Annotated in this window: 31 protein-coding genes; 10 read left to right on the forward strand and 21 right to left on the reverse strand. The window is 61.6% G+C overall.

Annotated features, from left to right (window positions below):
• Positions 1-62 precede the first annotated feature (62 nt).
• A complete protein-coding gene (gene cadR, locus CSZ94_RS04320; protein WP_034787498.1) occupies positions 63-494 on the forward strand; it encodes a Cd(II)/Pb(II)-responsive transcriptional regulator in 432 nt (143 codons plus the stop codon).
• 10 nt (positions 495-504) lie between these two features.
• Positions 505-1,548, forward strand: coding sequence for a hypothetical protein (locus CSZ94_RS04325; protein ID WP_102120384.1), 1,044 nt, complete (start codon positions 505-507; stop codon positions 1,546-1,548).
• On the opposite strand, the gene CSZ94_RS04330 is transcribed toward CSZ94_RS04325, so the two are convergent.
• From CSZ94_RS04330 to CSZ94_RS27900, 3 genes are all read right to left on the reverse strand, one after another.
• Positions 1,545-3,095 (reverse strand): methyl-accepting chemotaxis protein, encoded by a 1,551-nt coding sequence (locus tag CSZ94_RS04330; protein WP_258000762.1) that lies wholly within the window; start codon positions 3,093-3,095, stop codon positions 1,545-1,547. The genes CSZ94_RS04325 and CSZ94_RS04330 overlap by 4 nt on opposite strands.
• 60 nt (positions 3,096-3,155) lie before the next feature.
• Positions 3,156-3,623 carry a cache domain-containing protein gene (locus CSZ94_RS04335; protein ID WP_102120385.1) on the reverse strand — a complete coding sequence of 156 codons (468 nt, stop codon included), beginning with the start codon at positions 3,621-3,623 and terminating at the stop codon, positions 3,156-3,158.
• Between the two features lie 204 nt (positions 3,624-3,827).
• The gene (locus tag CSZ94_RS27900) at positions 3,828-3,974 is read right to left on the reverse strand and encodes a hypothetical protein (protein WP_180977359.1); all 147 of its coding nucleotides are present in this window, start codon (positions 3,972-3,974) and stop codon (positions 3,828-3,830) included.
• A gap of 371 nt (positions 3,975-4,345) precedes the next feature.
• Between CSZ94_RS27900 and CSZ94_RS04345 the strand changes: the two genes are divergently transcribed.
• Positions 4,346-4,951, forward strand: a complete 606-nt coding sequence (locus CSZ94_RS04345) for a hypothetical protein (protein ID WP_102120387.1) — start codon at positions 4,346-4,348, stop codon at positions 4,949-4,951.
• 250 nt (positions 4,952-5,201) lie between these two features.
• Here the strand turns inward: CSZ94_RS04345 and CSZ94_RS27905 are convergent, their stop codons facing one another.
• From CSZ94_RS27905 to CSZ94_RS04370, 5 genes are all read right to left on the reverse strand, one after another.
• Complete coding sequence (locus CSZ94_RS27905; protein WP_180977360.1) at positions 5,202-5,354, reverse strand: hypothetical protein; 153 nt, start codon at positions 5,352-5,354, stop codon at positions 5,202-5,204.
• A 27-nt stretch (positions 5,355-5,381) separates the two neighbouring features.
• Positions 5,382-5,762, reverse strand: coding sequence for a hypothetical protein (locus CSZ94_RS04355; protein ID WP_102120389.1), 381 nt, complete (start codon positions 5,760-5,762; stop codon positions 5,382-5,384).
• Between the two features lie 102 nt (positions 5,763-5,864).
• Complete coding sequence (locus CSZ94_RS04360; protein WP_102120390.1) at positions 5,865-6,416, reverse strand: DUF4142 domain-containing protein; 552 nt, start codon at positions 6,414-6,416, stop codon at positions 5,865-5,867.
• A 99-nt stretch (positions 6,417-6,515) separates the two neighbouring features.
• Entirely contained in the window at positions 6,516-7,166 is a 651-nt protein-coding gene (locus tag CSZ94_RS04365) for an SMI1/KNR4 family protein (protein ID WP_102120391.1), read from the reverse strand.
• Between the two features lie 3 nt (positions 7,167-7,169).
• Entirely contained in the window at positions 7,170-7,562 is a 393-nt protein-coding gene (locus CSZ94_RS04370) for a MerR family transcriptional regulator (protein ID WP_102120392.1), read from the reverse strand.
• Positions 7,563-7,632: 70 nt separating this feature from the next.
• On the opposite strand from CSZ94_RS04370, the gene CSZ94_RS04375 reads away from it, so the two are divergent.
• Positions 7,633-8,427: an SDR family NAD(P)-dependent oxidoreductase gene (locus CSZ94_RS04375; protein WP_102120393.1), complete on the forward strand. Its 795-nt coding sequence runs from the start codon at positions 7,633-7,635 to the stop codon at positions 8,425-8,427.
• A gap of 3 nt (positions 8,428-8,430) precedes the next feature.
• Here CSZ94_RS04375 and CSZ94_RS04380 read toward each other — a convergent pair whose 3' ends face one another.
• The 3 genes from CSZ94_RS04380 to CSZ94_RS04390 all read right to left on the reverse strand — a co-directional run bounded on the left by CSZ94_RS04380 (position 8,431) and on the right by CSZ94_RS04390 (position 11,897).
• Complete coding sequence (locus CSZ94_RS04380) at positions 8,431-9,711, reverse strand: NRAMP family divalent metal transporter (protein ID WP_102120394.1); 1,281 nt, start codon at positions 9,709-9,711, stop codon at positions 8,431-8,433.
• A gap of 6 nt (positions 9,712-9,717) precedes the next feature.
• Positions 9,718-10,842: a catalase family protein gene (locus tag CSZ94_RS04385; protein WP_102120395.1), complete on the reverse strand. Its 1,125-nt coding sequence runs from the start codon at positions 10,840-10,842 to the stop codon at positions 9,718-9,720.
• 80 nt (positions 10,843-10,922) lie between these two features.
• Entirely contained in the window at positions 10,923-11,897 is a 975-nt protein-coding gene (locus tag CSZ94_RS04390; RefSeq protein ID WP_102120396.1) for a LysR family transcriptional regulator, read from the reverse strand.
• Positions 11,898-11,998: 101 nt separating this feature from the next.
• Between CSZ94_RS04390 and CSZ94_RS04395 the strand changes: the two genes are divergently transcribed.
• The gene (locus CSZ94_RS04395) at positions 11,999-13,435 is read left to right on the forward strand and encodes an amidase (protein WP_102120397.1); all 1,437 of its coding nucleotides are present in this window, start codon (positions 11,999-12,001) and stop codon (positions 13,433-13,435) included.
• A gap of 20 nt (positions 13,436-13,455) precedes the next feature.
• On the opposite strand, the gene CSZ94_RS04400 is transcribed toward CSZ94_RS04395, so the two are convergent.
• The 5 genes from CSZ94_RS04400 to CSZ94_RS04420 form a co-directional block, all read right to left on the reverse strand.
• Positions 13,456-13,878 carry a DUF2061 domain-containing protein gene (locus CSZ94_RS04400; RefSeq protein ID WP_102120398.1) on the reverse strand — a complete coding sequence of 141 codons (423 nt, stop codon included), beginning with the start codon at positions 13,876-13,878 and terminating at the stop codon, positions 13,456-13,458.
• 145 nt (positions 13,879-14,023) lie between these two features.
• On the reverse strand, positions 14,024-14,746 hold the full coding sequence (locus CSZ94_RS04405) for a DUF4386 family protein (protein WP_102120399.1): 723 nt from the start codon (positions 14,744-14,746) through the stop codon (positions 14,024-14,026).
• Between the two features lie 166 nt (positions 14,747-14,912).
• On the reverse strand, positions 14,913-15,704 hold the full coding sequence (locus tag CSZ94_RS04410) for a LytR/AlgR family response regulator transcription factor (protein ID WP_102120400.1): 792 nt from the start codon (positions 15,702-15,704) through the stop codon (positions 14,913-14,915).
• Positions 15,695-16,750, reverse strand: a complete 1,056-nt coding sequence (locus CSZ94_RS04415) for a sensor histidine kinase (RefSeq protein WP_180977361.1) — start codon at positions 16,748-16,750, stop codon at positions 15,695-15,697. The genes CSZ94_RS04410 and CSZ94_RS04415 overlap by 10 nt, the downstream gene beginning before the upstream one ends.
• A 196-nt stretch (positions 16,751-16,946) precedes the next feature.
• Positions 16,947-17,348, reverse strand: coding sequence for a nuclear transport factor 2 family protein (locus CSZ94_RS04420; protein WP_102120402.1), 402 nt, complete (start codon positions 17,346-17,348; stop codon positions 16,947-16,949).
• Positions 17,349-17,441: 93 nt separating this feature from the next.
• Between CSZ94_RS04420 and CSZ94_RS04425 the strand changes: the two genes are divergently transcribed.
• Positions 17,442-18,026 (forward strand): TetR/AcrR family transcriptional regulator, encoded by a 585-nt coding sequence (locus tag CSZ94_RS04425; protein WP_102120403.1) that lies wholly within the window; start codon positions 17,442-17,444, stop codon positions 18,024-18,026.
• 36 nt (positions 18,027-18,062) lie between these two features.
• Here CSZ94_RS04425 and CSZ94_RS04430 read toward each other — a convergent pair whose 3' ends face one another.
• The 4 genes from CSZ94_RS04430 to CSZ94_RS04445 all read right to left on the reverse strand — a co-directional run bounded on the left by CSZ94_RS04430 (position 18,063) and on the right by CSZ94_RS04445 (position 21,036).
• Positions 18,063-19,370 (reverse strand): chitinase, encoded by a 1,308-nt coding sequence (locus tag CSZ94_RS04430; protein WP_258000763.1) that lies wholly within the window; start codon positions 19,368-19,370, stop codon positions 18,063-18,065.
• 260 nt (positions 19,371-19,630) lie between these two features.
• Positions 19,631-19,966, reverse strand: a complete 336-nt coding sequence (locus CSZ94_RS04435) for a hypothetical protein (RefSeq protein ID WP_102120404.1) — start codon at positions 19,964-19,966, stop codon at positions 19,631-19,633.
• A gap of 36 nt (positions 19,967-20,002) precedes the next feature.
• Positions 20,003-20,281, reverse strand: a complete 279-nt coding sequence (locus CSZ94_RS04440) for a hypothetical protein (protein ID WP_102120405.1) — start codon at positions 20,279-20,281, stop codon at positions 20,003-20,005.
• Complete coding sequence (locus CSZ94_RS04445) at positions 20,281-21,036, reverse strand: hypothetical protein (RefSeq protein WP_102120406.1); 756 nt, start codon at positions 21,034-21,036, stop codon at positions 20,281-20,283. Before CSZ94_RS04445 ends, CSZ94_RS04440 begins: the two co-directional genes overlap by 1 nt.
• A gap of 453 nt (positions 21,037-21,489) precedes the next feature.
• Here CSZ94_RS04445 and CSZ94_RS04450 point away from each other — a divergent pair, with 453 nt between their 5' ends.
• The 4 genes from CSZ94_RS04450 (at position 21,490) to CSZ94_RS04460 (ending at position 25,272) form a co-directional block, all read left to right on the forward strand.
• Positions 21,490-21,678 (forward strand): hypothetical protein, encoded by a 189-nt coding sequence (locus tag CSZ94_RS04450; protein WP_102120407.1) that lies wholly within the window; start codon positions 21,490-21,492, stop codon positions 21,676-21,678.
• Positions 21,679-22,085: 407 nt separating this feature from the next.
• Positions 22,086-22,352 (forward strand): hypothetical protein, encoded by a 267-nt coding sequence (locus CSZ94_RS27520; protein WP_146009736.1) that lies wholly within the window; start codon positions 22,086-22,088, stop codon positions 22,350-22,352.
• 854 nt (positions 22,353-23,206) lie between these two features.
• The gene (locus tag CSZ94_RS27910; RefSeq protein ID WP_180977362.1) at positions 23,207-24,007 is read left to right on the forward strand and encodes a hypothetical protein; all 801 of its coding nucleotides are present in this window, start codon (positions 23,207-23,209) and stop codon (positions 24,005-24,007) included.
• Positions 24,004-25,272 (forward strand): tyrosine-type recombinase/integrase, encoded by a 1,269-nt coding sequence (locus tag CSZ94_RS04460; RefSeq protein WP_180977363.1) that lies wholly within the window; start codon positions 24,004-24,006, stop codon positions 25,270-25,272. Before CSZ94_RS27910 ends, CSZ94_RS04460 begins: the two co-directional genes overlap by 4 nt.
• On the opposite strand, the gene CSZ94_RS04465 is transcribed toward CSZ94_RS04460, so the two are convergent.
• Positions 25,235-25,559 (reverse strand): integrase core domain-containing protein (locus CSZ94_RS04465; protein ID WP_146009737.1); only part of this gene is annotated, 325 nt, incomplete at its 5' end. The two genes, CSZ94_RS04460 and CSZ94_RS04465, sit on opposite strands and share 38 nt — an antisense overlap.

Genomic DNA, 25,559 nt, shown 5'->3' on the forward strand with positions numbered 1-25,559 from the left:
GAAACCCTGTAGCCGCTACAGGGTCAAGCAGAATTTGCACGAAAGAATGAAAAGGGGATGCCATGCGTATCGGAGAACTGGCCAAACGGACAGATTGTGACGTGGAAACGGTGCGTTACTATGAAAAGGCGGGCTTGCTGCAAGAACCGGGGCGCAACAGCGCCGGCTACCGCGAATACCGCGAAGAACACCAGGAACGGCTGCAATTCATCCGCCATTGCCGCTCCCTGCAGATCGGTCTGACCGATATCCGCGCCTTGCTGGAGTTTAAGAACAACCCGGCCGAAGGCTGCCAGAGCGTCAATGAGTTGCTCGACCACCATATCTTGCGCATCGCCGAGCAAATGGCGAATTTGCAAACATTGCAGCAACAACTGGTGACCTTGCGCCACCAGTGCGACCAGCCGCAGCCGTCGCAAGACTGCGCCATCCTGCAAAACCTGTCCGAGGCCGCCAGCGGACATGACTGCGCCTGCCATACCGAACTTCATTGATGATTGCTGCATGCTGAAACTGATAACTGGAAGTACTTTACTGACCTTATCGCTGCTGTCGCCGCTGGCCCAGGCCGCCGATGCGCCTGCCGCCGCCGGCCACTACCTGACGCTGTACGCCGTGCCCGGCGTGCCGCTGGACGATGACCCGTACACCTGGAGCACGGCGGGCGGCAAGCAACTGACAAAAGGCGTGACCAAGGCCGACGGCCGCGCCTATCTCAAAGGAGACGCGGGCGTAGAGACGTATATCCTGGAAACGCTCAGCATGCGTCGGACGTTCGCCGTACCGGCCCGCTGCTGGCAAGAAACGCCTGCCGCCTTCCAGTCATGCCTGAAACTCAAGCACAGCACCAGCCAATACGATCTCAAACAAGATGCGGAAACACTGGCCAGAGAGAAAAATCAACAGGCCAAGGCGGCCGCTTATGTACTGGCGGCCAGGGCCAACGACGATGCGCTGGCCTGGCTGGGCAAGCTGCCGCCGCAGTGGTCCATGCAGGAACACGCCAGGCGCCTGCTGTCCATCGGCGAAAAACTCCAGCGGCATATCGCCGACGGCTTGCGGCAAGGCGGCCCCGATGCGCGCCAGTTCGTCTGCAAGGCGCCCACGGCCTATGACGCGTTGCCACAGCAGCAAGCCGTGCTGGCCTATCAGTTGCAGCCACCGCCCGAGCTGCACGCCGGTGCCGTATGGGAGCAATTGCTTGCGGCTGCTGCACAGGGCAACTGGATGGCGCGCCTGGAAGTGTATTACGCGCTGGCGGAACGCAAGGTGAGCGAACTGAGCTATGTGGAGCAGGTGCGCCTGGTGCAATTGATGGAATGGCTGCACCAGCGTGAAATCGCCGGCCTGTACAGCTTTTTCAGCGCGCGCACCATCGGCGATGGCGCCACCCAAGAGCGCGTGGAACGCCTGGCCGCCATGCAGGGCAGCGTCATGGACCAGAGCGCCGTGGGGACGCTGCTGCAGGATGAGGACGATCCGGCGTTGGTGGCGGCGGGCAAGCGCATGCTCGACTGCGCAGCAAAGGCCATGCAGGCACCGCGCTAACGCGCCAGCAGCGGCGGACCGACATCGCCCAGGCGGAAGGCATCGACGACGCGCAGCAAGTCATGCGCCTGGTCTTGCATGCTTTGCGCGGCGGCGGCCGACTGTTCGACCAGGGCGGCATTGCGCTGGGTCAATTCATCCATTTCCGTGATGGCATTGTTGACTTCCTCGATGCCCTTGCTCTGGCGCTGGCTGGCCGCCGTAATGTCGTTCATGATTTCCGTCACTTGCTGGACGGAGGCGACGATGTCACCCATGGTGCGCCCGGCGCTGTCGGCCAGTTCGCTGCCCGTCTCTATCCTGGCGACGGAATCCTCGATCAGCTGCTTGATTTCGCGCGCCGCCGTGGCCGAGCGCTGCGCCAGGCCCCGCACTTCGGTGGCGACGACGGCAAAGCCGCGCCCCTGTTCGCCCGCGCGCGCCGCTTCCACCGCCGCGTTCAGGGCCAGGATATTGGTCTGGAAAGCGATGCCGTCGATGACGGCGATGATATCGACGATGCGCCCGGAACTGGCCTTGATCGAGCCCATCGTCTCAACCACCTGGCCCACCACGCGGCCGCCTTCCAGCGCCACGTTCGAGGTCGACAGCACCATCTGGTTGGCCTGGTGCGCATGGCTGGCATTTTCGCGCACGGTACCGGTCAGGGCATGCATGGCCGATGCCGTTTCCTGCAAGGAATGGGCTTGCGATTCGGTGCGGGCCGACAAGTCTGTATTGCCCAACGCGATTTCACGCGCTTCCACCGTGATGGTGGAGCCCGCCTGGCGTATCTCGCCCAATAAAGTGTTCCAGTTTTTCAGCACGGTGGCCAGGGCCCGCAACAGCTTGCCCACCTCGTCATTACCCCGGACATCGAGGTGCGTGGTCAGGTCGCCCGCAGCCAGGCTTTCGGCGGCGCGGCATGCTTCGTCGATGGGGCCCACCACGGAGCGCGCCACCCAGGTGGCGATCAGGGCCAGCAAGGCAAAGCCCACGGCCATGGTGCCCAGCGACAGCCAGCCGGCGCGCTGGCCCGCATTTTTTGTTTCCTGCAGCGCATCAACGGTGCGATGATCGAGATTGAGCAGCACCTGACGCAACTGCCCACGCACTTGCTGGTAGTGCGTGGCGGCATTTTGCATTGCCGCCACGCCCGTATTCGGGTCCATCGACGCCAGGTCCAGCGCCTGCGCCACGCTGGCGCGGTAGCGCTCGACGCCTGGCAGGGCCTGGGCCGCTTCCGTGGCGGCACCCGAGAATTGCTTGAGTTCCGTCAAGCCTTGCACGATGGCGTTCAGCTGGCCATCCGTTTGCGCGCCGAATAGCTTGAACTGCTCGTCCGACAGGCTGGCGGCGATGGCGATCTTCGCATACACATCGGCATGTACCTGGCCCAGGGCAATGGCTTGCTGGTTGGCAAGCCGCTCGGCCGTCAGGGTGACGTCTTTCAGTTCGCGCATGCGCTGCTCGTTCTGCTGCATGGCGAAGTAAGACAAGGCCCCCATGGCCAGCAGGCAAGCCAGCGCGAGCACCGGGACGATCAACATCTTCTGTGCGATTTTCATCGGAACCCATATCGTCAAGAGAGCGGAAAACCATTCCGGCGCCGGCGGCGCGGCGGCTGGCTACAGGTAAATGCCGCCGCAGACGACGGTATCGGCCAGCTTTTCGCAATACATCACCTTTGGTTCGATCTTCTTGCTTTCCGGATTCGTGAATTTGTATTCCTGCCAGAACGTGCCCTTGCTCTTGGCCAGTTCAACGCGCTCCTTGACGAAAGCCTTGCCATCGATATCTTTCAGCTCGATCAAGTTCTTGCCCACCATTTTCGGGTTGGCGCCATGCGCGGCGACCGTTCCGTCGAGCTTGTAGACCACCAGGTACAGGTCGTGCAGGATGAATTGCGGCGACTTGGCCGTGATCTCGCCATACGCCTTGGCGTCGCCGGCGCTCTTGATGTAGGCCACGCCTTTCTTGACCATGGCTTCGGCATCGGCGCGCGTGGCGCCGCCTTCGGCAGCGCTGGCGACACCGGGCAGCGTCGCGGCGGAAAACAGGACTGACAGGCAAATGGCAGCGGCGAACTTGGGCATGAGAATCTCCTTCACATTGCGGCAGGGAAAACCGGCGGCGAGCCGGTACGTCGGGGGCGTGCTGACGCTTCATAGTAGCGCGATGCCAGCGGGCATGCACTGGTGCAACAGATTTTTTTTGCGGATGGGTGTTTTTGCAACGCCGCTTGCACACTGCCGTGAGCGGGTTTTCATAGGAGGATTGGTATGGCGACTATCGGAACGCTAGTCTGCTTGCAGCGCCTGCGCCAGCACGGCCAGCAGCGCATGGCGGTGGCGGTAGCTCAGTTCCTTGTACTGCGACGTGATGTCGCGCCGCATCAGCGCCGCGCGCTGGACAGGATCGTTCCTGCAAGCATCCAGCCCCGGCACCTTTCAATCAGTCTTGAGGCGTACTAGACTTCGCAAATGGCAGCAGTGAGTCGATCTCGCTGTTCGGGCAGGTGGGGAGTTTTTCGAGGGCCTGGGTCAGCCAGCGCCTGGCACACGCTCTCCCACCGTCCAGACCTTTGCCGACATGTGCGCCAATGTCGCCACCGCATGGTCGGCCACCTCCTCGTTGAATCGCCTCTCCAGCCCCTGATCGGTGCCGAACACGATGGCGTCGTCTGACGCTTCCCTATCCGGGATTGCGGCGGCATATGTGGGGCAATGCACATACATGTGCTGCATCGACGAGTATAAACACTGTGAGAGACCATCAAGCAGCGCCGCTGCAACGGTCAATCACGAAGGAGAAGACCATGGCAGAGGTCCAAGTGGAGCGAAAGAGCGCGGTACCGTGGTGGCTTTGGCTGATCGGACTGCTGCTGATCATCGCCCTGCTCTGGTTCTGGCTCGGCCGCGATTATCGCGACCGCGTCGTCGGGGCACCGACTCCCGAGACGGCCGCAGCGCCGGCGAGTTCGGTCGCCAATGCACCGATACAGGCATTGAATCCGGCACCCGCCTCAGCGCAGGCAATGGGTTCGGCTGCGTCGAGCGCTGCCGTCACCGATCCCGGCATCTACGCAGCCACTGCCGACAAAGCCTCCCTAGCCGGCCGAGATGCGGCATTCGTCGGCGTGAAGGTGGTACGGATCGTGGGACCAAAGACCTTCACGGTCGCCTCCGGAAGCGACGAGTTGCTCGTGATGATAGACCAGGACGTCAGCAGTGGCGTCGGTAGCCAAGGCCGGATCGACATAGGGGTACTGGTCGACCTGAAAGGCACCTTCCAGCGGCTGGAGCCGGGAACGATCAACGACATTTCGAACCGGCGGTTTCGGGCGATGACGGAGCTGGAACGCGAAACGCTCGGCAAGACGCAGGTCTATCTCCACGTTACCGAAGTCGGTCGGCTCAAATGAGCTCAATTTCAAGCAATATCGCCGATGGCACTCACCCCTCTCGCAGAACGCCAGCACTTCCAATTGGTCGAGAGCGACGATGATTGCCGCCGGTGGCTAGTGCTGGGTGCTGCCGGCCAGTAGGTCGGTACTGTGCGCGAAACATTGATCGCAGTCAGCCGGAGCCGACCTCGACCGTAACGTAGAGCGAGGTCTCCCCCGCCGAACAAGGAGAGCCAATGGCGCGCTGGCTTTTTGCTGGGCGACGATGTCATTGAAATGGGACGGCTGGATGCTTGCCGTTCATCTCCCAGTTGCCCAGTTCCTCGCCCAGGGTTTCTTTGCGGTCATACCCGTCAAAGGGGCCGAGGAAATGGTGAAGCTTGGGAAGATAAAGAGCATCGCTCCAGGGACCGCGCAGCATAGGATCCTTCTACTGATCGCTAAATAATCACGCGCATTCGGGCAAGGTCCAGCCTTCGTAGCCCATGTCGGTCGGGTAGATGGCGCGGTTCTGGCCCCAGCGGGCATGGTCGAGGATGCCGTCTTCATGCATGTCCAGCACCCATTCCGTGCTTTCCAGCAAGGTGCCATCCTTGTGGTACACACGGAAGAACGTGGAGGTGCTGAGCGCGCGCACCATATTGTGCGGCACGCCGTTGCCGTAGTGGGGCACATAGGTCTTGATGACGCAGCTGCCTTGCTCGTTCCACTGCTGGGCATACACGGTGGCATTGCGCGCAGCGCTGACCTTGATGAACAGCCAGCCTGCCAGCAGGATCGCTAACAGGATGGAGGCGGCGATCAGGCCGGTTTTCTTGAGTAGCTGCATGAGGTCATGGCATGGCCGAAACGAAGTTGTCGCATTGTATGTCAAGAGCAGAGGTACTTGCCGTACAGCATGTACAGCACGCATTTCACCCCGTATGGCTGTCTACTTCGCCAATGCCGCCTGCAAGGCGTTCGCCATGTCCAGGTGATGTTGCAACGCTGGCAAGTTTTTCGTGGCGAAGGCCTTGATGTCGGGATCGCTGGCCATCCGGCTGGCATCGGTGAACAGTTTCACAGCCTCCTTGTGCGCGGCCACGCCGATGCTGGCCGCGTACTGCGCATCAAATTGTTTGCCTTCCAGGCGGCTCAGCTTGTCGATCTGCAGCTTGTGCCTTGCACCGGGTTGGTCGCTCACCTCGATCTGCTTGCCGCTGGCCAGCTGTTTCAATTCCCCGGCCACTTTCGCGTGGTCAGTGACCATGGCGTCGGCGAATTTCTTCACCTCGGGATTGCTGCTCTTGCTTTGCGCCACTTTGCTGGCGGCAATTTCCGTGCTGCCCGCGTCGGCGGCCTTGCTGAGGAATTGCTTGTCGTAGGCGCCCGGTGCGGCAGCGGCAATGCTGTTGATGGCAAAGCCGCCCAGCAGCGCGACGGCGGCGCCGATGGCCACGCTCTTCAGGGAGGGGATTCGGTAACTGGTGGTGGAGATGCGCATGGACGTCCTTTCGAGTATGGTTTTTTCTGCAAGCTGATGCCAATATTAAGCCCGCAGCCTGCGCACACCCATAGGACACGCACGAACATTCCCGTAGGACTAGTCCTGTTCGCTAGCGCACAATTCGACTTGTTTCAGCGCAAACAAGGCGGCGATGCCGGCATCGCGGCGCCAGGCGGGCATGCCGATGTCGAGCCACTGCGCCATCACCTCCAGGTGGGATGGCTCCGAGACGCTGTGTTCGAGTTCGTCGAGCAACGTGTCGCGGTCGATGTACAGGCTGTCCAGCCAGGCATCGAAGGAGGGCGCCAGTTCGATGAAACCGTGGGCGCGCTTGCCCGTCCATTCCGGCAACTCTTGCACATAGGCCAGCACGCGACCGCCGCCTTCTTGCGTCAGATCCAGGTAAACCATGGAATTGCCGCCATCGCGGGCGAAGGGCAGGATGCGCGCCGGCATATTCGTATGCTGGCGCGCGGCGCGGATTTCGCCCACCAGCGTTTCATCGCAGAAATCACCTTCGTCGGCGCTGAAGAAGGTGTTGAAGCCCATTTTTTCCACGCCGCCATCACCATCAGGCACATCCGTGGTGTAGTCGAACCAGGCGCCGTTGGCCACTTGCAGGAAGGCCAGGAAGGCGGGCGGCAAGGGTGCTTCCAGCAAGGTTTCAATGGCGGCGATCTGCTGCGCCGTGGGGGCAGGCTTGGCGCCCTCAAGCGCCAGGTGGCGGTACTGCGTGTAATAAGTCATTGATTATCCTTGTAAATTTCTTGCGATCGCCACACCGTCCTCGCAGCCCGTCTCTACCTTTGCCAGCGCATCGACGAGACCGGCGCGCAGCACGGCCATCGAACGCGCCTTGTCGTCGATCTGGGCGATTTTCGTTTCCAGCATGGCCCGCTTGGTCTCCCCATCGAGGGCATTTTCCTGCCAGACGGCAATGACTTCGGCGATTTCCTTCAAGGTAAAACCCAGCGCCTTGGCGTGGCCGATCAGCTCGATGCGCCGCAAGGCTTGCGCCGAGTATTCTTTATAGTTGTTCGTCATGCCCGGCTGCGGCGCTTCATCCAGCAGCCCCTGACGCTCGTAAAAGCGCACAGTGTCCTTGGAGACGCCCGTCAGGCGGGTGATTTCTCCGATACGCATCGATTCCCCTTGACCATGGACTAAAGACCACAATTTACAGTGAAAACCTCATTCACTCCACACCGCTGCCATGACCGCTTTCAATTACTCCAATCAAACCGTATTGATCACGGGTGCGTCGTCCGGCATCGGCCGTGTCTTTGCGGAAACCCTGGCCGCGCGCGGCGCGCATTTGCTGCTGCTGGCCCGCTCGGGCGCCGTGCTCGAGACGCTGGCCGCCGACCTTGCCCGGCGCCACGGCATCCGCGCGCATGCGCTGGTGGCCGACCTGAGCTTGCCCGGCGCGGCTGCCCAGGCCCATGCACAGGCTTGCGCGCTGGGCATGCCGCCCGATGTGCTGATCAATAACGCGGGTTTTGCCACGCACGGCAGGTTCGAGACCATTCCTCTGGCGCGCCAGGCGGCCGAAGTAAGCGTCAATTGCACGGCCCTCATGCAACTCACGCACTACGCCTTGCCGCACATGCTGGCGCAAGGACGGGGCGCCATCATCAACGTGGCGTCCACGGCCGCCCTGCAGCCCGATCCCTACATGGCGATTTACGGCGCCAGCAAGGCTTTCGTGCTGTCGTTTTCGGAGGCGCTGTGGGCGGAAAACCGCAACCGCGGCGTGCGCGTGCTGGCCCTGTGCCCGGGCGCCACGGACACTGCCTTCTTTGACGTGGTGGCCGCGCCCGAAGCGGCCGTGGGTCAGCGAATGACGCCGCAAGCCGTCGTCGATGAAGCGCTGCGCGCCCTGGACCGGGGCCGCAGCAGCCACGTGGCGGGCCGGCCCAACCGGCTGCTGGCCTGGCTGCCGCGCTTGCTGCCACGCCAGACCGTGTTGGGCATCGTGGAAGGCATGCTCAAGCCGAAGCTGGCGTAACAGTCAGAAGGCCAGGCTGGCAAACATGGCCAGCACGGCCGTCGCCATGACCAGGGTCGACAGCCAGCCCAGCGCCCGCAGGCGGCGAGAAATGGTCAGCGTGCCCATGATGGCGGGACGCGAGGCCATCACCATCATCAGGGCCATGATGGGCACGGAAATGACGCCATTGATGACGGCGCTCCAGTACAGGGCCTTGATGGGGTCGAGCGGCGTGAAGCACAGCACGGCGCCCAGCACGGTGGAGGTGGCGATGATGCCGTAGAATTTCTTGGCAGCCCTGGGCGCCAGTTCCAGGCTGTTTTTCCAGTGAAAGGCGCCGGCCATGGCGTAGGCGGCAGAGCCGGCCAGCACGGGAATGGCCAGCAAGCCCGTGCCGATGATGCCCAGGCTGAACAGGGCGAAGGCGAACTCGCCGGCGATGGGGCGCAGGGCGGAAGCGGCTTGCGCGGAGGTGTCGATGTGCGTGATGCCTTGCGCGCCCAGAGTCACGGCCGTGGTCAACATGATAAAGAACGCCACCAGGTTGGAAAAGCCCATGCCGATGGCCGTGTCCATCTTGATGCGCTGGAAGTGCCTGTGCGCCTGTTCCGGTGCGCGGCGCAAGGCTTGCGCGCCCGTGCGCGCGTCGGCCTGCAAGTCTTCCACTTCCTGCGATGCTTGCCAGAAAAATAAGTAGGGACTGATCGTGGTGCCGAACACGGCCACGACCATGGTCACCGAGGCGGCCGACCAGGCCAGCTTCGGCCAGACGGTGCGCAGCGCCACCTCGCCCCAGGGAATGTGCACGGTCAGCACGGTGGCCACATAAGCCAGCAAGCCCAGGGTCAGCCATTTCAGGATGCGCACGTACTGTTGATACGGAATGAAAACTTGCAGCAGCAGCGACAGCAAGCCGAAACCGACAGCGTACACGTGGGTGGGTCCGCCGATGATGAGCGTGAGGGCATCGCCCATGGCGGCCACGTCGGCGGCGATATTGATGACGTTGGCCAGCAGCAACAAGCCAACAATGGCGTATAACAAGGAACGGGGATAGTGGCGGCGGATATTCGTCGCCAGCCCATGCCCGCTGACCCGGCCGATCTTGGCGCTGATGACCTGGATGCCCAGCATCAGGGGAAACGTCAGGCAGACGGTCCACAACATGCCGAAGCCGAACTGGGCGCCCGCCTGCGAATACGTGGCAATACCGCTGGGATCGTCGTCGGCCGCGCCCGTGATCAGGCCCGGCCCCAGCTTGCCCAGCCAGGTATCGGATTGGGTGGGCTCGTCGCTATGCATGGTGTCCTATCTGACAGGGAAGTCGTCGAGATTGCGCGGTTCACGGGCGATGCTGCCCGTGCGCTCGAAGCGGAAGCGGGCCGACATCGCGTATGCGGCCTTGCGCACGCGCATAATGGAACCGAGGGGGCGGTGTGCCAGCACGCCATGCCAGGGGCTGAACGCCATGCCGTCATCGACCGCGCGCGACAAAGCTTCGCTCCAGCCCGCCTGTGGCTGGGCCGTGATGCGCGCCACGGGCAGATACGGGCTGTCTTCTTCCGGCCAGGCGACGGAAGCGTCTTCCAGTGGCATGCTGTCGATGTCGCGGCACAGCTGGACGCGCACTTCCCAGGTGGCCGCATGGCGGGCAAAGTAGGCGACGACGGCGTCGCGCAAGCCGTTGGGCTTGCCGTCCAGGTCGACGGGCGCAGCTTTCAGGGCGGCAAGTTCCGGCGACACGGGCACCAGCGCCACCTTGGCCATGTAAGTGCCATACAAAACGGGCGCCTGGCTGTAGTAGGTTTCGCCCAGCACATGGGTTTGCGGATGGCCGCCCAGGCTTTTCAGGGTGCCGCTTTCGCCGCCCACTGCTTCGAGCGCCTTTTCCGCCCCCTGCAGTACGCTCGACAGCGCCTGTTTCAGGCGCGGTACTTTATCTGTGGTGCTGGCCAACAGCTTCAAGCTGCCGAGGAATTTTTTCGCGCTGGGCGCCAGGAAGGCAGGGCCGTTGACCAGCACGAAATCCTGCGTGCTGGCGGGCTCCGTGCCATCGTCCGGTTGCAGGCTGGACAACTGGGTGCCCGGCACGCCGATCACTTTGATGGCCATGCCGCGCGGCACGGACACCTTGTCGTCGAGCATGTCGCCAGGGATGGTGGAGATGCGCATGACCACATCGTAGCTGGCCAGCGTGGCGAACAGGCCCTGCGCCAGTTCGGGCGCCAGGCCATCGAGCACCTGCAGGCGGGCGCGCAGCAAGCCATGGCTTTTCGCATGCACGCTGCGCGTGGCGTGGCCCGAGTCGGCACAGGTGGTGGCGGAAATGCCGTGCAGGGTCTGCAGCAACTGCGCGCAAGTCTCCTGCTCGCCTTCCTCTTCAAACTCGTAGTGCGGCTCGTAGGGCAGGGGCGGGCGTGGAATGGCGGACATGGTTTTTCCTTGTGATGGGGAGTGTGCACCATCATTGCCGCCAACGCCACATTCTTCTGTTTGCTGGCATACACAGGCGTCTAAATACCAGGTGACGGCAATGGCGTGCTGATCATTTGCAGTGGAAACTCGTGTGTGGCAGCCTGCAAGCTGGCCATGATGCGCTCGCGCAGCCAGCGGTGCGCCGGGTCCAGGTGCATGCGCTCGTGCCAGACCATGGCCATCTCGTAATCGGGCAAGCGGATCGGCGGCTCCCACGTGCGCAGCGCGCCCAGGGCGTTTTTCAACAGGCGCGACGGCAGCAAGGCCACCATGTCGGACTTTGCCAGCAGGGGTGGGACGATCAGGAAATGCGGCACGGACAGCACCACCTTGCGCGTGCGGCCCAGCTGCTGCAGCGCCGTATCGACATTGCTGCGGAAACCGCCGCCGTTGGGCGAGACGACGATGAATTCCAACGCGCAGAATTTATCGAGATCGGGCGGCGTTTGCAGCAGCGGGTGGTCGCGGCGGCCCGCCAGCACATAGTGTTCAGTAAACAGGGTGCGGTGGCGCAAGCCGGCCGGCGCTTCTTCCTGGGCCAGGAAACCCAGGTCGACCTGGCCGCTTTCCAGGTCTTGCGCCATGCGCGCCGGCACGGCTTCGAACACGGCCATGCGCGACAGGGGCGCCTGCGCGCGCAGGGCAGGTAGCATGGGCAGCAGGATCGCATATTCGGTGGCGTCGGCCGCCGCCAGATTCCAGCGGACCTCGGCTGTGGCCGGGTCGAACGCCGATTCCGGCTGCAAGACGTGCTCCAGCTGGGCCAGCACGGCTTGCAGGGGCGCCAGCAGGGCCAGCGCGCGCGCCGTGGGCAGCATGCCGCGCGGACCGGGCAAGAGCAGCGGATCGTCGAAGGCCGTGCGCAGCTTGCCCAATTGTACGCTGACGGAAGGCTGGCTCAGGTGCAGACGCGCCGCCGCCCGCGTGACGTTGCGTTCAATCAGCAGCGCGTTCAGGGTCAGCAGCAGGTTCAGGTCCAGCTTATGTAGATCCAGCTTATGCAAATTGCTCATGGCTATACCTCGTATATCAATTATTCATTTATACTATGATAGCGCAAGCCCTAGAGTAGTTCCTGTGACTTTCATTCTTCACCCATTACAGGAACTAACTGATGCAACTCCATGAATATACAAGCTTTGATGGCTTGGGGCAGGCCCAGCTGCTGCGCACTGGCGCCGTTTCCGCCGCCGAATTGCACGACGCCGCCTTGCGCGCCTGCGCCGCCGTCAACCCGCAGATCAATGCCGTGGTCGAGCTGTGGCCGGCCGATTTTTCCACCCTGGACCATACGGCGCCGTTTGCCGGCGTGCCATTTTTGATCAAGGACGTGGCCATCACCATGGCGGGCCAGCGCAGCGAAGCGGGCAGCCGCCTGGGCGCCGGCCATGTCGCTACGCTCGATTCCCACCTGATGACGCAGTTCCGCGCCGCCGGCCTGCTCACGTTCGGCCGCACCAGCACGCCCGAAATGGCCTTTGCCACCACCACGGAACCCGTTTTATATGGCGCCACGCGCAACCCGTGGAACGTCAGCTTGAGCGCGGGCGGCTCCAGCGGCGGCGCGGCGGCGGCCGTGGCGGCCGGCATCGTACCCATGGCGCATGCGACGGACGCGGCCGGTTCCATCCGCGTGCCAGCCGCCTCGACGGGCCTGTTCGGCCTGAAACCGAGCCGGGGCCGGGTCTCGAATGGCCCCGCCATGGACGATATCTTCAGCGGCCTGGGCGTGCAACTGGGCGTGAGCCGCACAGTGCGCGACAGCGCCGCCTTGCTCGACTGCGTGCAGGGCGTGATGGCAGGTGAACCGTATGTGACGCATGCGCCCAATTTCACCTGGCTGTCGCAGGTGGACGTGGCGCCGGGCAGGTTGCGTATCGGCGTGCAGCGCATGGCTTCCAATGGCACTCATCCCGTGCCTGCCGTCGATACCGCCCTGCAAGATACCGTGCGCCTGCTGGAAAGCCTGGGCCACCACGTGGAAGAGGTAGCGCCCGCGCTGGGCGTGTCGTGGAACGCGTTCGTGCACGCGAATGCCCTCATCTGGTGCGCCAACCTGGTGCCGTGGATCGATACCCTGGCGCAGGAAAGCGGGCGCGGCGTGTCGCAGGACACCTTGGAAGCGGCCACCCTGGCCTGCTACCAGTACGGGCAGACGGTGTCGGCCGTCGATTTCGTGGCCGCCCTCGACGTGCGCAATACCGTCACGCGCCACGCCGGCGCCCTGTTTGAGCAGTACGACGTCTTGCTGACGCCTACCATGCCGGACTTGCCATGGCAGCTGGGGCGCTACAGCGAGGACGAGAACAAACTCGATGGGCTGGGCTGGACGGCGCGCCTGTTCGAGCACTCGCCGTACACGCCGCTGGCCAACGTGGCGGGCTTGCCGGCCATGTCCGTGCCGCTGACCATGTCGAATGAAGGGTTGCCGATCGGCATGCAGTTCATGGCGGGCTACGCTCAGGATGGCGTGCTGCTGCGCCTGGCGGGCCAGCTCGAGCGGGCGGCGCCGTGGCTTCCAAGGCGGCCGCCCGTGTGGGCAGGTAATTAAGAAGAGGAGGAGAAGGAGGACTACAGCGCGGCGAGACGGGCCGCACCCCGGTTTTCCAGGCGAAAGCGGGCTTTTTCCCACAACCGGTCGTGGAAGGGCAGCACGATCACGTTGCAGATCGGTTCGACCACGGCCAGCAAGCCGCCGAAGGCCATGGAACCCGTGGCCCAGTACATGACACTGAAGGCCACGCCCATGTGCAGGGCCGTCTGGCTCAGCTTTTCGCCGGCCAGGGCGGCAAAGCCCACGCGGCTGGCGGCGTAGCGGCGGCGGATCGCGTGCCAGGCTTTTTCATGCCATGGCAGCAAGCCCACATTGATGATCGGTTCGATGATGGCGGCCAAGCCACCGAGCGCGAGCGACCCCGTCAGCAAATAGGCGAGGCCGAAGGCGATCGACATGTGCGTGCAGACCTGGCTGAATGTTTTGATGGCGGTGAACAAGGGAGGCTCCTTTCTGTTGAATTCGCTTATCCTTGATTTAGATAATAACGATTCTCATTTACAAAAGGAAGTAAAATATTTCAACCGAATCAATAGATACAGACTATTAATAGCCTGCATCTCATTGCTTCTGCCGCGATGACGGTTAATTAGCCGCCGTCAGGCCCCGCAGTAAGAGGCACAGGCCGGTCAGCGGGTACACCAGGCCCAGCGGAATCAGCAAGGCGTGCATCACGTCCAGGCCAAATAGTTCGCGCGCGACGGCAATCCACTGCAGCACGCCGGCCAGCATGCCAGCCAGGGCCAGCAGGCGCGGGATCGCCCGGGCGCGGTACAGCAGCAGATACATCAGGGTCACGCCGAGACCGCCGAGCAGCTTGTCCGGAAAGTGCACGCCGTTGCGCAGCCCCGCCAGCAGGGCGCGCGCCGGCTCATAGGCATTGCCGTCGGCGCCCGAGGCGAGGAAGGCGACGCTCAGGCTACGCATGGCCAGCAGCAGCGTGCCTTCGAACAGGCTCGTTGCCAGCGCCGCCGCCACCAGCGCCACGTAGCAACGGCTCAGCAGGGGGTGTTGCTCGCCATACAGGCCGCGCAGAGCTGCCGCGATGGCCAGCCCGAGCAGGGCCGTGAGCAGCCCGAGCATGACGATCAGCCCCACCTGTAGCGGCATGCCGGCCGCCCGCAAGAGGAAGCCCGGCGCGGCAAATACTTGCTCCTGCAGCCAGAAATTCGACCAGATGCCCAGGCCGAAAATGCACAGCAAGCCCAGTCCCAGCCACCGCCCCAGCGGGACGGCGGCGCCATGCTGCAGCGGCGAGGTGAACAGGGGAGCGGCTTGCCGCGTGGCGGCGGAGATTGTTTGGTTCATCGATACACCTTTGTCGGAGTGGGATCAAGCCTGCCGAGGCAGGACCAGCCAGCGCAGTGTCGGCACACGGGCGCGCCGCGGCAAGGCCGATCCGACGCGTCACGCGCCCAGGGGGCCAAACTGCGCCCATGCACGATGAGTGACGCGGCCCTGTCGCGCCCGGGGACTATTCCGCCTTGAACAGGTGGAGGAAGGAGCGGCTGACCGGCAGCACTTCCGGCCGGTGCTTCAAGGTCACTTCGGCCGTCTCGTGCGCGCCGCGCACGACCTGGCGCACGGCATGCAGGTTGACCACCACGGCCCGGTGGATTTGCTGGAACTGCTGTGGATCGAGCTGCACCAGCAATTCCTTGAGAGAATTGCGCAGCAGCGCTTCGGCGGGCTTGCCGCCGTCGCGCCAGGCAACCAGCGTGTACTTGTCGTCGGACTTCAGGTAATCGACATCATCGACCGGTATCAGCCGCACGGCCGGGCCCACGCTGGCGCGCAGCCAGCGCAGTGCAGCTGGCGCTGGTCCCGGCGCGGGGGCGGCCTGCAGGTACGCCGCCAGTTGCCGCAACAGCGTCTCGCTGGCCGCGCCGGGCTCGATGGCCGCCAGGCGTTCGCGCAAGCGCGTCACGGTACTGGCCAGGCGGGCCAATTGCACCGGCTTGACCAGGTAGTCGAGCGCGCCCTGTTCGAAGGCCCGCACCGCGTACTGGTCATAAGCGGTGACAAAGACCAGGTGGGCGCGGCGGCCGATCTGGCTGGCCACGTCCACGCCGGACAGGCCCGGCATGTGCACGTCGAGGAAGCAGACCGCCGGCTGGTGCAGCTCGAACAGCGCGAGCGCCTCCGGTCCGTTGCGCGCTTCGGCCACGACCAGCAGCTCCGGCCAGCACTCGGCCAGCTGGCGCCGCAGGCTGGCGCGCAGCAAGGGTTCATCGTCGGCAATCAGGGCGGTCAGTATCATGGCCATGCGGGGCATTCTATGGAAACACGGAAACCGTGGGGGGCCAGTTCGCTGATGCGCAAGGCCGCTTCGCCGCCAAACATCAGCGCCAGGCGCTCGCGCAGGCTGCCAAGTCCCGTGCCCAGGCCGGGGCTGCCCGCTTGCAGGCCAGCTCCGGTATCGCTGACCTCGATATGGCAGCGGCCATTCGCCTCGGTAATGAGCACATCGATGCGCCCGCCATCCATGCAGGGATCGATGCCATGGCGCACCGCGTTCTCGACCAGGGTCATCAGGGTCATGGGCGGGCACTGCAGTCTTTCGCAGCCGGGCGCGACGTCTATGCCGAACTGCAGGCGGTCAGGCATGCGCATCTGCATCAGCACCAGATAGGCGCGCACCATTTCCAGTTCCTGTTCCAGGCGGGTGGCCGCTTCGCTCAGGCGCGGCACGGCGGCCCGCAGATACGTGACCAGATGCGCCAGCACGGGCGCCGCATGGCTGGACCCCGCATCGAGCAGGGCTTGCAGGCTGGCCAGCGTATTGAACAGGAAATGCGGCTGGACCTGGGCCTGCAGCAGCCACACGCGCGCATCGCGGGCCTGGCGTTCCAGCTCGCCGCGCGTGCGCTCGGCTTCGCGCACGCGGGCGTCGCGCTGGCGCAGCAGGGCGGCCATCGCCGTCCATGGGCCGAGCAACAGTCCCAGGAAAGCGAGAGATACATAGCTCTGCAACCGCTCCGGCACCTGCCAGAACGGCGACGCACCGGGCTTGGTATTGAACAGATACAGGCTGGCTAGGGTCAGCATGATCGCCAGCGCCACGCCCACCACCTGCAACACCCAGCGGGGCAGCCTGCCGGGCAAGCGGCGCGGCCAGCGCTCGAACAGGCCATACGCCAGCAGCGCTGCCAGCGCTGGCAGGAAGACCGCCATGGCCAGGTACCCTAACGGGTCTTCCCATGAAAGGGTAAACAGGGCGAATTCGAATAGCGCAGCCAGCCCGGCCACGCACAAGCGTCGCGCGGACAGGCAGGTTCGCAGGCCATCGATAGCGGAGCGCAGTGTGAACATGAATGTGACGGCCCCAGGAATTGCCATAAGAGCAGCAGAATAGGGCAAAGCCATGCGACCCGCAATAGCGGCAGGCATGAAGCACGCTTTACCGGGCACCGGCGACGCCCTGCGGGGCCGGGCCGCGATGGCGCCACGAGCGCCGCGCAAGTCCGGGCAGGCCCGCAGCGGCTGGATGATGCCGCATTTGCACAGGTCAGCGGATTGCCGTTGCCTGCGACCAAACGGCTTGCCAGCGCCCATCGCGCCATTCGTAACTATCCATATGCCAGTAGCGGGCGCGCGGCACGGTGTAGCCACCGAAGACGATTTCCAGCTGCGCCGAGTAACGCAGGATGGCGGCCGTGCCGTACAGGCGCACGCTGATCGCTTCCGGCTCCCAGCTCACATAGCGCATGTGGCCGGAGGCGATGGCGCCCAGGTATTCTTCCCGCGACAGCATGCTGCCGATGGGCGTGATCAGCTGGAAGTCGTCGGCGTGCAGGGCGCGCGCCGCCTGTGTATCGGCGGCCACGAGGGCGCGCAAACGGCTGCGTTCCGTGTGGCGCAGCAGGTCCATCTGCTGTTCTTCAGTCAGTGCAGCATTGAAATCGGTCATGGCGGTCCTGTTTGAGTAAGTTATTGACACTTTGACGTTTTTTTGTCCAAAAATCATGTTGACACTATATATCCATAGTGTCAACATGCCAGCATGTCACTCCACACCCTGAAAACCCAACGGATACTCGATGCGGCGCTGGCCGTGTTTTGCCGTTACGGCTACCGCAAGACCTCCATGCTCGACATCGCGCAGGCGGCCGATATGTCGCGCGCCGCGCTGTACCTGCACTTCAAGAACAAGGAAGACGTGTTTCGCGCCGGCTCCGAACGGGCACATGCCACCGTCATGGCGCAAGTGGCAGCGGCGCTGGCCGAACCCGGCCCCGTGTTCACGCGCATCGAAACGGCGCTGCTGGCATTTCAGCAAGGCTTGATGGCGGAAATTTCAGCCAGCGCCCACGGGCAGGAGTTGTTCGACGCCAACATGACCCTGGCCGCCGACATCACCTTGAGCGCGCGGGCGACGCTGGTGGCGTCAGTGGCCGGCGCGCTGGAACAGGCCGAAGCGGCGGGCGATATCGCGCTGCGGCGGGTGGACGCGACTGCCGCGCAAGTTGCCGCCTTGCTGGTGGCCAGCATGAATGGCATCAAGCACACGCAAGGGGGAGGGGATGCGTTGCGCCAGGGCATAGCACTGCAGATACGCGTGCTGGGCGCGGCGCTGCTGCGCATGTGAGCATTGCGGCTCCCATGCGCAGTCGGACCAAGGCGGTTACGGCAGGGTCTTCAGCACATTCTTGGTCGGCACGGAGAAATTATAGTTGTCGTGGCGGTCCCAGTTGATCGACCACGTCATCACGCCGCGGAAGTCCGGATACGCCTGCAGCGGCTTGATGCTGCCGCAATTGAGCAGGCGCGTCAGGCAATTCAGGGCGTTGCTGACGTCGGCATTCGTCGTAAAACCCGAGCCGGCCGAGCTGCGGCCCGATGGCACGCCGAAGCCCACCTGGTCCGGACGCAGGCCGGCAAAGGTATTGCCGCCATAGTTAAATCCCTCGATCAGCATGCGCGCCGTGGCCACCAGCTGGTCTGCCGAGCCGGCCTTGATGGCCCCCGTGGCGTAGGGTGTATAGATATCGCCATTGTTGTAATACTGCGGGTGCAGCACCGTCAGCTCGCTGCGCAAGGCATTGATGATGGGAATATAGGCACCCCAGATGCTGCCATAGCTCGTGTATCCCCCTTCCACATACACCCATTCGGGTGCCATCGACAGGTAAAAGCCGTTGCCAACCTTGGTTTTCAGGTTTTTCACGGCAATCGGCAGATAGGTCTGGATGGCCGCGCCTTGCGCCACGCCATTTTCCAGGTCCAGGTCGATGCCATCGAAACCGTATTTCGTGATGATGGCGTACAGGCTGTTGGTGAAATTCGTCGCTTCGGCCGTGTTGCCGACGGACACGGAGCCGTTTTGCCCACCCAGCGAGAGGATGACTTTCTTGCCTTTCGCCCGCTTGGCGGCCACGTCGGCGATGAATTGCGCTTCCGTGCCCGCGCCGGGATCGATGGTCAGGCTGACGTTGCCGCCGCCCGCGTTGTCGCCGAACGAGACGACGATCACATCCCAGTCATCGCTGACCTGGCTGATCGGGTAGGTGGCGCCGCTGGGGTTGGTGAAATTGTGCCAGTAGCCGATCAGCGCGTGCCTGGCCAGGCCTGTTGGCGTTGGCGTAGGAGTCGGTGTGGGAGTTGGCGTAGGAGTTGGCGTAGGCGTCGGAGTTGGTGTTGGTGTAGGAGTCGGCGTGCCGCAATCTCCCACCGCCGTCCAGGGCTGGCCGCTGCCGCCGCCACCGCTGCTGGTCGCTGGATTATTGCCTTGCGTCCACCAGTTGGCCGTGTAATTGACGTTGTTGTAGCTGGCCCGACCGCCGCCATTGTAAGCGGTACCGCTGTTCCATGGCGTGTAGCAGGCCACCGCTGTGGTCGCACCGGCCAGCAGTTGGCTTGCGCCGGCGCTGGCTCCGTCGCCGCCGCAGGCGGCCAATGTCCCGCCGAAGAGCGTAAGGATGAGGGTATTCATGACTGTCCGGTGCATTGCATCTCCTTGTGTATTTTTTCATGGCCGGCCGGCTGGACACCGTCCGATTTGTCAGAGTGCAAGTATTACAAGTGGTCGTCAACTGGTTTTATTCTTTGCGCAAGATAACAATACCAGTTTCGACCTTGCCCCAGGGAATGGGCGATGCGGGCCATACCAGTGCCTGTTTTCCAGTGCGCTGGTATGGTGTACGCAAGGGCGCCGGGAGCAGGGCGGGGAAGGGCGGAGTACTCTCGCGACGGCTACGGCGCTGTTTCCTTGCGCAAATCGGCATACGGCACGCGCGACAGATCCGGCAGCATCTGCGTCAAGGCCACCGTCTCGCGCTGCATCAGCTGGTATTCCAGGCGGATCACGGTGCTGACGCCGTAGTTGAGCAGATAGGCTGGGCCCGAGAAGTAGTGAAGCGTGGGGATGCGCTGCGCATCGCGGAAATGCAGGCCTGCACCCGGCAAGGCTGCAATCTTCGGCCTGCCGCCATGCCAAAGATTGCCCGACGACAGCACAAACGCGGGCGCCGCATCGGCGTGCTTCAGCATCGCATACGCGGCAGCCTTCAGGGCCGGCGTGCGCGGCACAAACAGGGCGGCCGGCTCAAATCTGCCCGTAGGGCCTCAATAACCGTTGCTGTCTGGCAGCCATTCCAGCGCACCCAGGTGCTCGATGGTCAGCATCGCACGGATGCGCTGCGTTAATCCATCGTCGTTGTGGTGGTCAATAAACTGCTCGATGCCCACGTCGCCCGCGAGATGGCCACTCGACAACAACAGCATAATGCTGCGCGGCAGGCTGTCCCGCGGCAGGCGCGCCAGGTACTGGGCCATGTCGACGATGGCGTTCGGCCCATTATCTGCCAGCGCGTTCGGGCCATCCGTGTGGCTGTGAAGCACCATCAATTCCTCGGTTTTCCGGGAATAATGCCCACCAGATTGCGCGTCTGCACCTGCCGCACGGTGGCATCCATGGTTAGCCTCAAGGCTGGCACCGTGCCCGCCTGCACGCGGTCGCGCAGGCGCTGGCCCCGGTCGCGGTCGACAAACACGCCAGGCAGCTGGCGCACCTGGCCGTCGGAGGGCGCATACAGGCCGTACGCCGTGGATGCCGGTGCGTCAAGAATGACGATCACGCCCGCCGCACCGGCCGCCTGCAGGCTGTCCAGCAAGGCGATAAACGGCCCCAGCATCTGGAACGGGCGCGCATATGGCGTCTCTGGCGCCATGGCGTGGTCGAGATCGTGCACGTGCACGTGCACAGCTCTGTCGTGGAAGACCTGGTCCGCCCACGCCACTTTCGGCATCTCGACAAGCACCCGCTTGCCCGCCAGGCTGGCATCGGGCTCGCTGCCGGGCGCCAAGTATACCAGGGGCGCGACGAGGCCGGACGGCGGCGTGACGCCCGAGTACGGAATGTAACCGGCCGCAGCGAGTATGCCAAGCCGGTCGCCATCGATCACTTCCAGACTCCAGTGTCCCGGTTCCACCGACCATTGCCGGAAGCTGACAGGCTCGAAGCGCAGCTGTTTGACACCAGCGCGCACCAGGCGTTCACGCAGGACGTCGATATACGCTTCATGCCGGGGCGATCCCGTGGCACGCAGGTAGCGCTGGTCCAGGTCGAGTTGCCAGTCGACTAGCTGCTTCCTGGACAAAAACTGCGTGGCGTCGACCGTTACGGCAGCCGACGACCGCAGGGCGCGTGCCGGTCATGGGCCAGGCTTGCTGGCGCAGGCGGACAAGGCGGCCGTGGTGGCCAGCGCGCCGGCAAGGGACAAGCAGTGCCAAAGAGGCGCCTGGGTCATGCATTTGTTGAGACTTATCATCAAAATTAGTCGGTAAATGACTGATTTCATTGCTTATTTTTTCTATTGCTAGCGCTGGAAAGCCTGCCGTTGCCGGCAATTTACCATGCGACAAGGCGCTTGGGCTACACCCGCGACAAGGGAATTTACCTCGTTTTGAACCCGAGTGGATTATTCCGGCAAACTGCCCACGCCAGTCCCGCCCAACGGCATCGTGCTGGCCGACGACCTGAAACTATTGCGCCGCGCCGCCGACGCCATCGAAGCTCAAGCCTGACATACACCATCGTGCGCCCAGCCGGGATGACGGACGAAGACGAAGTCGACTACGAAACGACCACGCCCCAAGCGCCATTCAAAGGCACCGCGGCGTCGCGCAGGAGTGTGGCAAACCTGATCGCCAGCATCATCGAAGCGCCAGATTGGCACCTGCACGCCAACCTGGGCGTGAACAAACCGAACACGGGCGGGGACCAGCCATATTTCATGTAGCTTCATCAAGCTGTAGCGCCCAGCGTTGGTGCTACAGCGCTGCGCAGATGGAGGAAATCGCATTTGCGATTGGGGAGTTGGCAAAATGGGGGTTTGCTCAAATCTATCCATAACTTCGCATAATTTATATTATGTCAAATGAAGTGAGGAGAACTGATGAGACTATCGGTATCTTTGGAGGCAGTACGCCGACATCATTCTGAGGTGTTTTGCGACATCATTATGGGGTATTTACGAAATCGTCCGAAAAGGTGCCACTAGATGTCGCACGGCTTCTCCGCTCTGTCGCCAAGATACGAAAGTCACTAAGAAAGTAACTAAACTTGTTCTTTCCGCCATCTGTGCCCAGTTGAATATAGAACTGTCCGGATATCGGCCGATGTTTGGTAGGTTTTGTGAGAAAATCCGTGATTGAGTTTGCTGCGGCGCCATCTACAGCTACGCAGGTTTGCATTGATGCAACGAGAGAAATGGGGCTAAAAGTGGAAATTGAATTGATCAAAACCTTGTCGGACTATGAGGCTGCTCTTAGAGAGATAGAGAGTTTGATGTCCTCAGCGTTAGGTACCCCTGAAGGTAATCGACTCGCACTGCTTGCCACGCTGGTGGAAGCTTTTGAAACCGAGCACTTCCACGATCTTCCAGCAACTGGCAGTACGCCGGCATGTTCCTAAAATTCGAGATCTAAAGCCGCGTCTGCGTCATTGCGACACTTATCGTCGGCTTAATTGCGTTATCTCAGCACTGGGCAATCTGAGGCTCTCTGCCTGCGAACAGAAAATGAACCTATGTCCGACATAGGTTCCTGTGAGAGCCAGCGCCTAAACCCTCTGGCCGCAACGGTGCTGACGAGTCCAAGAACTTCAAAACCATATCAAAGACTTATGCAGATTGCTCTGTTCTACAGAGCAAGGTTACCGAATTTGTTCTACATCGCTAAAAGGTTTTTGAGGGAAAAACTGCGGTGTTCAAGACTTGACAACCGCAGTGATACCCCTGTCTCTCCCCCCTAATTACTAGCGTTTGTTTTCTGACTGAGATACCAAGGAGCCAGCAAGAGATTTGGTGGTGGCCGCAGAATTTGGGTTCTTAAGCGCAGCTGAAGCCTTCGCCTCCATGTCTTTGCCAGTTACCTTTTGCGTACCTGACTGGGCTAACGCGCTTGCAGCCAAACTTCGTTGCATCGCAGACGCACTCGAATTGCCGAGGGTGCGACCTGCCGCCGATGAAATTTTACCGCTAGTCCCTTTGGCTGCCATGATTTTCTCCATGTTAAGTTTAAATAGCTACATCCAGTAATAAACAATCAAATTTAACTATATATAGTGCTAGTTGTTTTTTCAAGTACTTTTTCCTCGATGGTCAATTTTTTCCAAAATTTCTCGAGAAACGCTAAAAAAAATTCCCCTCGAATTGATTCAACCTTCGTCAATTTTACTTACCTTAATGCGTGCTAAGGTAAGTAGTCATATTTGACAGTTATATTTATGACTGTTATCGTACTTGTGGATTATCTTCGAATGACACCATGTCCAGGCCTGCCTTCTCCCTTACCGATGCCCAAGCCCGTGCGCTCTCCGCGCGAACTGCCGAGCTACAGGCACTCTTTCCTCTGAACCCACGAAATCACCGCCCTTTCGTGCGCGCCTTTCTGCGCGCGGTACAAGAAATTACGGGCAAGTTATACAGTCCTTCCATTTACCACCGCTTACTGAGCGCCTACGCGCAGGGTCGGCGACCGTCGACGAGTACGCTAGCTGCGGAAAAAGAGGCGTTGGCAAATGAAATTTCCTCGATGCCAACTACAGCGTCCATATCTGACAAGTACAGTGCCGCACCGCGCCAGTTTGAAAATTCCGGTGCCTTGCGAGCAGTTGTCGCCGAGGTGGTCGAATCTGCCTTGTTGAGGGTTGCTCGCGGTACTGCCCAAGGTGACTTGGCGCAAATAAATTTCTACGCATCGAGATTACGGGAAGCTGAGGTACAGGTTCGCGATTTGCGCGTCAGCTGTGCGCGATTAACAGCGGAACTAGAGGTTGCCCATCAAGCTATACAGATGCAGACAGAAGAAGCTGAAGACTCCGCCCAAGTATTGAGCCAGCACTTGGCAACCGTAGCGAAACTGACTGTAGAACTCGCCGACATACGCACCTTCGCGCTTCAATCGATCGATGATGCGCGAGGGGAAGCTCGCTCCTGGAAGGAGCGATGTTCGACAATAGAAGCCCAACGGCAAAAGGACTTGCTACTTCTGGAAACCTTCCGACAGCAAGCGTATCGTCACGGCGCATCGATACCACCGGCGCTTTCCAAGGACAAACTACCATGAACGAAATTCGTGTTTTGAATTCGACGATATTGCCAACCGCCCTGCCCGTTTCTCACGGACTAGGCCCGGTCGCTGACGACTGGGAAGCAGCACAGGTGTGGCTTCGGGCAATTGCCAGTCGCGGCCGACGAAACTCCCCAGAGACCGTTGCGACCTACGGTTATCATCTGGCAAAACTGCGCTGGTTCTGTGAAAACGTGCATTTGGTACCGCCCTCGCGCTGGACTGCACAGGACGTCGAGACATTTTTTGCATTCCTTAGCAATTTGCCTGAAAGCGCATTGTGCGCGCAGGATGCCGAAACCTTGCGATACGCACGGTCTGACGAAGACGGACATACGCCCTTCCGAACGCGGCCGTCTAAGAGTAGCCGTTCTGACATTCAGCGATGTATCCATGCGATGTTTCGAGCCTGGCGAGAGATGGGCTATATTCAAATCAATCCAATGGGATTACACGGTGCTGGCTCGGTCAGGAAAGTGAATACCAATCGCGCTGTAACCCCCGACTTGTACGACATCGTGCTAGAAGCGATGGATGCCGAGGAAAAGCCTACTTTTAGCCGGCGCCAAGCATACGCCCGTGACCGGTTCATCTTCATTGCACTGAGAGAACTCGGTCTTCGTACCAGCGAGTTGGTGAAGGCAACCATGTCGGCCTTCTATCGCCTATCTGATCCACAGGACGGAAAAACATACTGGGTCATGGTGGTTCGTGAGGAGACTGCGAAGGGACAAAAGGAACGAAAGATACCGGTCCCCCGCCAGGTGCTTGAGGCGCTGACTATTTATCGGGAAGCATTTGGGATGTCGTCGCTCCCTGATGACGTCGAAAGCACGGCTTTGTTGCTGTCAACGCGAACGGACAGGAACGCGATGCTGTCAGCTGGTAGCGCGATCAAAGACGTTCAGTCACGACGGTACTTTCAGGCTTGGCTACCAGTCACAACACGACACGGGCTATATCACATCGTGAAGAAACGCCTTGGTGAAGCAGCAGCTTTTCTGGAATCCGTTGGCGACATTGAACGGTCAATTCTATTACGTCAGGTGTCTCCACATTGGCTGAGACATACCTTTGCGAAGGCAGCGTTGCTGACTGGTCAGGACATTCGACATGTCGCCTCCTTGCTAGGGCATAGTGACTTAAGTACCACGATGGTATATACAGAACAAGATGCCTTGGATTTGATTCGATCAACGAACCGAATAGTGCCTGGCTTACTGGCTACCTGTCAAGACCGGCCTGGTTATATACGCGTTTAACGAATAATTCCGGCTTTTTCTCCTGCCATTTCTTCATCGCCTGAATCGGTGTTGCGTTATCCAAGGCGCGCTGGGGAATGTTGTGGTTGTAGATTTTCAGGTAATTGCGCAGCGTCGATTCGAGTTCGGCCCGGGAGCCGAAACGGGTCTGGTTGACGACCTCGCTGATGCGGCCATTGAAGCGTTCGACCATGCCGTTGGTTTGCGGGTGACGCGGCGGAATCAATCGATGTTCGATCACCAATTGCTTGCACAGCACGTCAAAGACATGCTTGCCGCTCGGGATA

Origin of the sequence: Janthinobacterium sp. ROICE36, from assembly GCF_002869965.1 — a bacterium.
Lineage (GTDB): Bacteria > Pseudomonadota > Gammaproteobacteria > Burkholderiales > Burkholderiaceae_D > Janthinobacterium.